Source organism: Oleiphilus sp. HI0067, from assembly GCF_001635735.1.
Genome location: NZ_LWFI01000424.1, coordinates 1 through 963, shown reverse-complemented (window position 1 = coordinate 963; position 963 = coordinate 1). Strand labels below are relative to the sequence as shown.

The 963-nt window shown below is 42.6% G+C and carries 1 protein-coding gene; it reads right to left on the bottom strand.

All coding sequences use genetic code 11. From position 1 onward, the window contains the following. Positions 1 to 171: 171 nt before the first annotated feature. Positions 172 to 789 (bottom strand): hypothetical protein, encoded by a 618-nt coding sequence (locus tag A3739_RS04940; RefSeq protein ID WP_068476554.1) that lies wholly within the window; start codon positions 787 to 789, stop codon positions 172 to 174. Between the last annotated feature and the right edge of the window lie 174 nt (positions 790 to 963).

Below are 963 nucleotides of genomic sequence, written 5' to 3'. Positions count from 1 at the left end.
GATCTAGGTCTGCAACAAACATCCCTTCTTGCAGATTCGATACCGCTGTTTTGACACGTTCAACACTCATATCTCGTTCTCTTTACCCGTTAACACGCACAATTCTCGTTATTATGACTCACTCAAAAATTGATACCACTAAAGCCTGTAAGCCTTTGTAACGTATAGTAATTAACGACCCTGCGTTGGGTCACATACCGACGAATGATTCCATAATTGAGGTACGTGCCCATCCTTATCACTACCAGGTACGGTCTTAGTCGAAACCACATAGGGAATACTCGATGGCTTAAGATAATCACGGTTTACCCACTTCCTACCAACCCTTACCTGAGGCTCTTTAGGCTGACAACGCATGATTATCTGGATTTCATCACCTAAATATTTGATCTCCCCAGCCCCTTTCGCGTCGACAACATAAGCACAAGCCTTACCTTTTTCTATGGGTAACGCCCTGTGATCTAGATCTTTGCGCTCAGACCCACAGTAAGCAATCCCTAACTGATCATTAGGGATGCACGCTCTTTGCGCCCGAAAATTAGCATCATAGAAGCGCACAGCGCGCTGCGAGCACTGAGCCTGTAATACGAGAGGAGTTGAATAGCGTTCTCGGGAGTTGAACCCTTGTACGTCAATAGTTTCCCAATGAACACGAAACTGTCTCAACTCGCCTTGCGAGTTCTCTGCCTCAAAAAAACCATAATGCGTTGTGGTTCTTGACGTTGCACAGCCTTGCAAAAGCAAGCTGAAACCGAGCAGAAAGACCGAGAAAATTTTCAATAAAGTCATTTATATACAAACTTTTTGTAGAACTTGTCTTAAGACTAGCAAGGAATACGCATATTGGCCCAGATCAAGACAAGTTATTTACTTGCATAAAAAGCTTGCTTAATGCATTCTCGATATTAAAATTGAAATCGTTCTCATTATTAACTTCATTAAGGATAAACCATGCGTTTTGGA

Excerpts from the sequence above, each read along its gene's own strand:
- A3739_RS04940 (WP_068476554.1), bottom strand. The coding sequence starts at position 789 with ATGACTTTATTGAAAATTTTCTCGGTCTTTCTGCTCGGTTTCAGCTTG.